Genomic DNA, 7,325 nt, shown 5'->3' on the forward strand with positions numbered 1-7,325 from the left:
GGGAGTGGGGGAGTGGGGGAGTGGGGGAGAAAAGAACAACAGGTAACTTGCGATCGATCATCTTACGGCGGAAAGGGAGTAAACGAAGTTGCTGTGCAAACAGTCGCATCTTTAAAAGAGACTAACCAGGCATTGACTCAATTGGATGAAACTGCTTAAATATTCAAGAATATCATTTCCAATTCAGTGTCATTTTGATGGCAGATTAATAATCAGAATACACTTTTTATCCTATGGAAATCAACCATATTGTAAACATTATCCAATATTATAGCACCCGCATCGGCAGTCAAGGCATTCTGAATTACACCAAACCGTTGATTCTAAAGACTTCTTCCCCTAATCCCCAATCCCAAGGCCCCAGTCCCTAGCTATATGTCAAATAAAAATTATTTAGTTACCAAATCCTCAAGGAAAATCCCCCTACGGGCAGCGCTGATTGTCCCGTTCGTACTGCAAACAACTGCTGTGGTAGGGCTAATAGGATATATCTCGTTCAAGAACGGACAAAAGGCAATTAACAATGTTGCTGCTCAATTGCGTAACGAATTGAATACTAGGATCGAAAACCAAATTAAAGCTAATGTTGAGATACCCCCTAAAATAGTTCAACTCAATGCCAATGCCTTAAGTAGGGGCGAAATCGATATCATTAACGGCAAAGGGGAACAACGCTTTTGGGAACAAGTAAAGCTGTTTCCATCCATTAGTTATACATATTGTGGCAGTCAACAAGGTGGCGAAGCATTTGGCGTATTGGTAGATCCGAACAATCCGCAAAAATTGGAGATAAAGATGAGCAATGCTGCCACTAATTATCGATATAATAACTACAGTCTGGATAGCAATGGCAATCGTACTGTTTTAAATAACAAAGAAACAAACCGATATGATGCTCGCCAACGCCCTTGGTACAAAGCCGCAGTCGCAACAGGAGGACTTACCTGGAGCGAAGTTTATCTAGACTTTTCGACACTACTGCCCACTATTACTTCTAGTATTCCTGTCTACGATAAAACGAATAACTCCTTAATTGGAGTCTGTGCAACCGATCTGTTTTTACCTAGAGACCTCAGCCAATTCCTGAAAACATTGAAAATAGGTAAGTCGGGGCAAACCTTTATCATCGAAAGCTCTGGAGTGCTAGTCGCCAGTTCGACAACTGAGCCGATAACGAGTGGCAGCGGTGAAAACACAAAACGCTTGAAGGCAACGGAGAGCAATAATGCTTTAGTGCGAGCTACGGGAGAGTATTTGCGCGATCGCTTCTCTAACCTAAACCAAATTCAAACTTCACAGCAACTAGAATTTGTCGTCAATGGAGAACGGCAATTCTTGCAAGTGACTCCCTTCAAGGATGGTAAAGGATTAGATTGGCTAATCGTGCTGATTGTCCCCGAATCAGACTTTTTGGAAGAAATCAATGCCAACAACCGGATAACAATTTGGTTGTGCGTGCTGGGGTTATTAGCAGCGATCGCGATCGCCATTGTCACCGCACAATCGATTAATCGCCCCATATTGCGAATTGCCCAAGCCTCAGAACAGATGGCGGATGGCAACTTCGACCAGGAAGTAGCATCCAGCCATATTGGGGAACTCGAAAGACTGTCCAACTCGTTCAACAAAATGGCCACACAACTGAAAACCTCCTTTTCTAAACTCAATTCGGTCATCGAACAAGCCAATCAAGTCAGTCTTCAAGTCACCGCCTCCACCAGCCAAATCGCTAACTCAGGCAAGCAACTAGAAGCAAGCGCCCTCCAGCAAGCCAGTTCCACCAGCGAAGTCAATGCAACAGCGCGTAGTATTGCTAACACTTCCGGGCAATTAGTCAAAACAATGGAAAATGTCACCCAAAAAGCGATCGTGACGGCACAAGCAACCAGTAATTCTCAAAAAAGCCTCCAAGAAATGGCGGCGGCGATGGGGGATTTAGCTTCAGCGACCAACGTGATTTCTGCCCGATTGCGGGTGATGAATGAAAAAGCCAATAACATCAATAGCGCCGTCAACCGAATTTCGGACGTAGCCTATAAAACTAATTTAATCTCCCTCAACGCCGCGATTGAAGCGGAAAAAGCCGGGGAGTACGGAGCGGGTTTTGCGGTGGTAGCCAGAGAAGTGCGACGATTGGCAGATAACTCGGCGGCAGCGTCCCAAGAAATTGAAGAAGTGGTCAAAGAGATTCAATCTTCTGTTTACAAAGGCGTCATGGAAATGGATAAGTTCAGCCATCAGGTCGGATTTCACGTCGAACTGGTGGGTCGCATCAGCCAGCAAATTACGCAGGCGATCGAGCAAGTGCAGAGTCTGACACCAGAATTTGAACAAGTCAGTCAAACTGTAGAAGCACAATTTGAGGGGGCACAGCAAATTAGTGTGGCCATATCGAAGTTAAGTCAAGCGTCTCAGCAAACTGTGGCATCTTTACAACAAACTAATCAAGTACTTGACCAATTAGATAATACCGCTCAAGTATTGCGGGAAATTATTTCCAGTTCGGTGGCCTCGTAATCCCAAATGCGCTGCGATTATTCTCATTATTCAAAGGTGGGGTAATAGGAGAAAAAGATTGTGGCTGAAAAAGAAAGTAGCAGACCCGGATTTGGTATCGTCGGTTGCTATATACTCTACAAAACGAATGACAAAGCAACACACAATTGCAGATTTAGGGTGCGTTAAGGCAGTGTAACGCACCCTAAAAAACGATTAGGGCTGACTGCTGAAATTAGAGCGTTGCTGTTGGTATAAACCCAGAATTCTCTGACTGTAGTCGGCTGCTCTTTCGCTATTGTAAAGATTGGCATCGCCAGTTAACCACCAAGCTGCGACACGTTGGACAGCTAATGACTCATCGTTACCGATGGCGCGAAACTGCCTGTTGAGTTCGCGTCGCATAATACAGGCGACCGTATTGCGTGCCGCAGTTGCATCGGCGTCAAATTGTGCAGGTGTCAGTTCCCGTCCGACACATTGTTTTGTCCAGCTGGGAATAATACCGGGCGTGACTTGCCATGCGCTGTAAAGTCCATCGTTAGGTTTGACTTTGCCAGCTACAGCGACGCGCAGCGCTTCCACCATTGCTGCTACTTGGCTATCGGAAACTTCTACATTTGATGATGAACTAGCTGGAGATAGACTAGATGGTGGAACGATCGTCGATCGCTGTTCGGAAGCGCTAGAACCGCGTGCCTGCTGCTGGTAGAAACCGACAACTTTCTCGACATAAGCAGCAATTGCGCCACTGTCGCATCCTGTAGGTTTGCCACTCATCCACCAACAAGCAGTACGGCGGACTGCGGCGGTTTCATTTCGGTTAGCGGCGCTAAATTGGCTGTTTAACTCTCTTTGCATAATACAGGATACGATCGTTCGCGCCGCCGTTGGGTCAGACTCGAATTGTTGCGGCGTGAGTTCCTGTCCGATACATTGTTTAGACCAAGTGGGGATAATTTCTGGTTTGATTTGCCATTGGCTGTAAAGTCCATCATTCGTGGTAGGAGTGCGGGGTGCAGCTAACCGCAAAGCTTCCACCATTGCCGCTACTTGGTTGTCGGAAAGTAAGGCAATGGATGAAGATGAAGGGGTAGCGGTTTGAGTTTGAGTGTTTGCTGACGAACGCCGATGAGAAGATGGGCGTTGCGCTGGCGGGTTAGTTCCTGGCGCTGATTGCTGATAGAAACCGGCAACTCTTTGCACGTAAGTAGCAGTTGCACCGCTACCACAACCTCCGGCGTTGCCAGTCATCCACCAGCACGCCACGTTGCGTACAGATGCGGTTTCGTTGTTGTTGGTAGCGCGAAACTGCTTGTCTAGTTCCCGTCGCACGATGCAGGCGACGGTGTTGCGTGCGGCGCTTGCATCAGACTCAAATTGAGCGGGGGTGAGTTCCCGTCCGACACATTGTTTTGTCCAGCTGGGAATGATGCCCGGTAAAACTTGCCACTGGCTGTACATCCCATCATTGGGACGGTTGGGTGGTGCTGCTTGGCGCAATGCTTCCAGCACTGCATTCACTTTGGCATCGGAAACTTGTGCTTGCGCTGGTACTGTCCACAGTCCGAGGCTGGCAATCAGTCCGCTGAGCAGTAGATGTTTGGCTTGCCCGATAACTTGGAAACTCATAACCGATACTCAGTTTTAATCCGACTGTTCTTACCGAAGATTTACTATACACTTTATCTACTATTCCCATTGCGGGGTCAAATTAGGTAGCAATTTTTTCCAGTTATCCAAAAATTTTTCCTGCCAGGGTATTAGCTTCGAGGCTTTAACTACTAGGGCAATTGATTTTTTCTTGCGAATTCCAATCACAAATCTTGACAATACACTCGTTGCCGAACTGTCTATAAATTCTAGAGCCTGTAGGTTTATTGTCATCATCGGCAATTCTAGCGCCAGCGCCTCATTAAGTAACTGCTCTATAGCTTTGTAGTCAGCGATTGTCCCTTCCCGCAACAAACCCTGAAAATTCACTGTTGTCGTTTCTGCCTCGTACCATACCCTGTAGTCATCAGTTTTAACTTCCATTCTCTTTCAGCCTGCTATTTATCGTTTAAATAATCTACCATCAGTTGGTTGCTAACTGCACCATTGTGGTAACGCTAGTAATTTCAGGTTCTTTACTAACTGTCTCAAATTTCCAGCCCAATTTAGCCTCATAATCATTAAGGATGCTCAAGAAACCTAACTGCGATTCCTCACTCTTCTCTTCAGCGCCTTTTTCCAACTGACGGAAATAGAACTCAGTAACATCAGAATCGCTCAGCTCGTTAATAAAGTTATTCAACTTATCTAAAGTTTTTTTATTAACGCAATTTTTGCTGACAAATACCAAATTGCGTTCCAGCAAGTAAATCGCAAATCTAAGGGGATATTTGCCTAATTCGTAATTATATTTTATCGAGTTTTCCAACAACTCATTAGCAATGTAATTAGCAGCGCTTTTAAGTTGGAGTTGCTTTTGAAAAAAAAATATATCTTCTTCTTCTTTAAATGTAAAAAAATTTGCTAAATATTCAGCCATAAAAGCCATAGATAGATATCTTGTTTGCTTGCGCTTTGTCATGGGTACAGCGTGCATAAAAAATTCCATCATAAATATTTTACTATCATCCAATACATCTTCTATGAAATTTCCAATTATTTGAGACATAGGCATTTGAGATAATGTTAGTTTTGAGTGTTGTAAAAATTAACAAATGGGAACAAAAGCGAATACTTGAAGCCAATTAGGCAAATATTTACTTTTGTTTTAGCACGACTAATGTAATATCGTCAAAAATCTTTTGGGAACCGATATGCCGCCGCAGATCATCAACAATCGCTTGTCTAATTTCTGCTGCGGAAAAAGAGTGGTTGCATTTGACTATTTCGCATAAGCGTTCTAGTCCGTATTGGTGGCGATCGATATCGAACGCTTCTGTAACTCCATCTGTATATAATACTACCACATCCCCTGAATTGAGTTGCACTTCTTCGGACGAGATAAAATCGGCAATATCCTCCTCTAAAGCAATGGGAAAGCCGAGATTTCGCGTATCGATTCGCTCTAATTCACCGCTAGCACGCACGATGATTATCTCTTCATGTTGACCGCTAATTCTCAAAGTGCCATTAGCGTAATCTAGTAAAGTTAGAGTTAAATTTCGATAGGGATTGATTCGTTGAGCGTTGCCATAAATTGTGCGGTTGAGAATGTCTAGAAATTGCACTGGGTCAGTGCGATCGCTTTCCTGTAATGTTCTGACTGCGGTTTGCGTCATCAACATCAATACCCCACTTTCTAACCCATGTCCAGTGACATCGCCAATGCCTATTTTGACTTTGCCATCTCGTTGCAGTATATCATAATAATCCCCGCCCACTTCATCGGCTGGTTCCATAAATCCCGTAATTTCTAATCCTTCAATTGATTCTAATTCCGATTGTTTGGGTAAAATCATTTGTTGGAGTTGTTTGGTAACTTCTAGCTCAGATCTCATACGGAAATTTTCTGCTTTGAGGAGTTCATTTAGAGCGGTGATTTCCTGATTTGCTTTAGCGAGTTGGGCGGTGCGTTCTTTAACTTTGTCGTCTAGAGTTTGATAGAGTCGGGCATTTTCAATCGAGATAGCAGCTTGTCCCGATAACAGTTGTAAAACTGACAATCTATTTGGTGTAAAAGCGCCTGTGGTCAGATTATTCTCTAAATAAACAATACCGCTGAGTTGAGAGCGATCGATCAATGGCGCACATAAAAGAGATTTAGTTTGGTGCTGTTTTATGTAAGGGTCATTAGTAAAATTACCCTCACCAGTAGCATCATTCAAAACCACTGTTTCCTTCGTGCGGACAACATAATTGATAATTGCTATTGGCAGACGATTCTCTAGAGGAATTGATTGCAATACTGTGATGTTATCCGAATCTACCTCTCCACAAGCTTCAATCTGCAACTTGCCCTCAGTTTCCAAAATTAAATATCCAGTTTGCGCTCCTGCATTTTCCATCAAAATTTTCATTAATTTGGTAAGTAATTTATCCAGCAAAATTTCGCCAGAAATCGCTTGAGAAGCTTTCATTACAGTGGCTAAATCCAAAGCTGAGGCTGACTGACTACCAGTTGTAGTAATGTTAGGGTTATTTATCGTATGGCTAAAAGTAAGGTTGTTCGCTGGAGATGATTTAGGCAATAAATACGGGTACTTTACTTCCAAATCCTCTACCTTTGCCTTCGCTCCCCAGCGCACATAGCCGTAGTGAGCCTCTTTCATATAAGTTTGGGCAAACTTATCCATACCACGCGCTTGATAAAACTTTGCCGCTAACTCATAAGCTAATGCTTCCTCTTGGATAAATCCGTTATCTCTTGCTCCTTTAATAGCTCGCTCGTAAAAATCCATTGCTGCCACAACTTGCCCCAATACTCGTGCTTTCTCAGCCTCTACTAAATCGAATTTATGCAAAAAATTCATTGGGGCATGATGCGCCCATTTCTGCATCTTTTCTTGGTTAAGATTAATCCGATTCAACCAAGCCTCTTGCTCGGAATTTGAACCATCAGCAAATACAGCTAAATGCACGAGAGAATCATAGAAATGAAAGATAGGTACAACGACCATTGCGATTACACCATCTAAATACTCTTCTGCTCTCAAAGCATTTTCTATGGCTAGACTATATTCACCAAATAGATAACTTAAAATAAGTTTATTTAAATAAAGCAAGTGCAGTCCTAATCGGTCATTTGCTTGCATAGCAAGGGGTAGCCATTCCTCCTCGTTGTAGGCATCACCGATTAAAAAGCGAGGATTTTTAGACCGACCCAGAAGGTTAAGGAC

At 43.6% G+C, this 7,325-nt stretch carries 5 protein-coding genes; 1 reads left to right on the plus strand and 4 read right to left on the minus strand.

All coding sequences use genetic code 11. The features are described 5' to 3' along the window. The first annotated feature begins 375 nt into the window (after positions 1-375). Positions 376-2,517: a methyl-accepting chemotaxis protein gene (locus H6S82_RS12225; RefSeq protein ID WP_191056266.1), complete on the plus strand. Its 2,142-nt coding sequence runs from the start codon at positions 376-378 to the stop codon at positions 2,515-2,517. A gap of 195 nt (positions 2,518-2,712) precedes the next feature. Here the strand turns inward: H6S82_RS12225 and H6S82_RS33440 are convergent, their stop codons facing one another. The 4 genes from H6S82_RS33440 to H6S82_RS12250 all read right to left on the minus strand — a co-directional run. Further along, entirely contained in the window at positions 2,713-4,128 is a 1,416-nt protein-coding gene (locus H6S82_RS33440; RefSeq protein ID WP_242056923.1) for a hypothetical protein, read from the minus strand. Between the two features lie 60 nt (positions 4,129-4,188). Beyond that, positions 4,189-4,533: a hypothetical protein gene (locus H6S82_RS12240; protein WP_190473958.1), complete on the minus strand. Its 345-nt coding sequence runs from the start codon at positions 4,531-4,533 to the stop codon at positions 4,189-4,191. A 40-nt stretch (positions 4,534-4,573) separates the two neighbouring features. Further along, positions 4,574-5,158 (minus strand): DUF6272 family protein, encoded by a 585-nt coding sequence (locus H6S82_RS12245; protein ID WP_190473956.1) that lies wholly within the window; start codon positions 5,156-5,158, stop codon positions 4,574-4,576. A gap of 88 nt (positions 5,159-5,246) precedes the next feature. After that, on the minus strand, positions 5,247-7,325 hold a 2,079-nt coding region (locus H6S82_RS12250; RefSeq protein ID WP_191056267.1), incomplete at its 5' end, for a GAF domain-containing SpoIIE family protein phosphatase.

It is taken from the genome of Planktothrix sp. FACHB-1355 (genome assembly GCF_014748295.1).
GTDB lineage: Bacteria > Cyanobacteriota > Cyanobacteriia > Cyanobacteriales > Aerosakkonemataceae > Aerosakkonema > Aerosakkonema funiforme_A.

Coding starts and splice junctions, on each gene's coding strand:
- H6S82_RS33440 (WP_242056923.1), bottom strand. CDS start 4,128: ATGAGTTTCCAAGTTATCGGGCAAGCCAAACATCTACTGCTCAGCGGA.
- H6S82_RS12225 (WP_191056266.1), top strand. CDS start 376: ATGTCAAATAAAAATTATTTAGTTACCAAATCCTCAAGGAAAATCCCC.
- H6S82_RS12240 (WP_190473958.1), bottom strand. CDS start 4,533: ATGGAAGTTAAAACTGATGACTACAGGGTATGGTACGAGGCAGAAACG.
- H6S82_RS12245 (WP_190473956.1), bottom strand. CDS start 5,158: ATGTCTCAAATAATTGGAAATTTCATAGAAGATGTATTGGATGATAGT.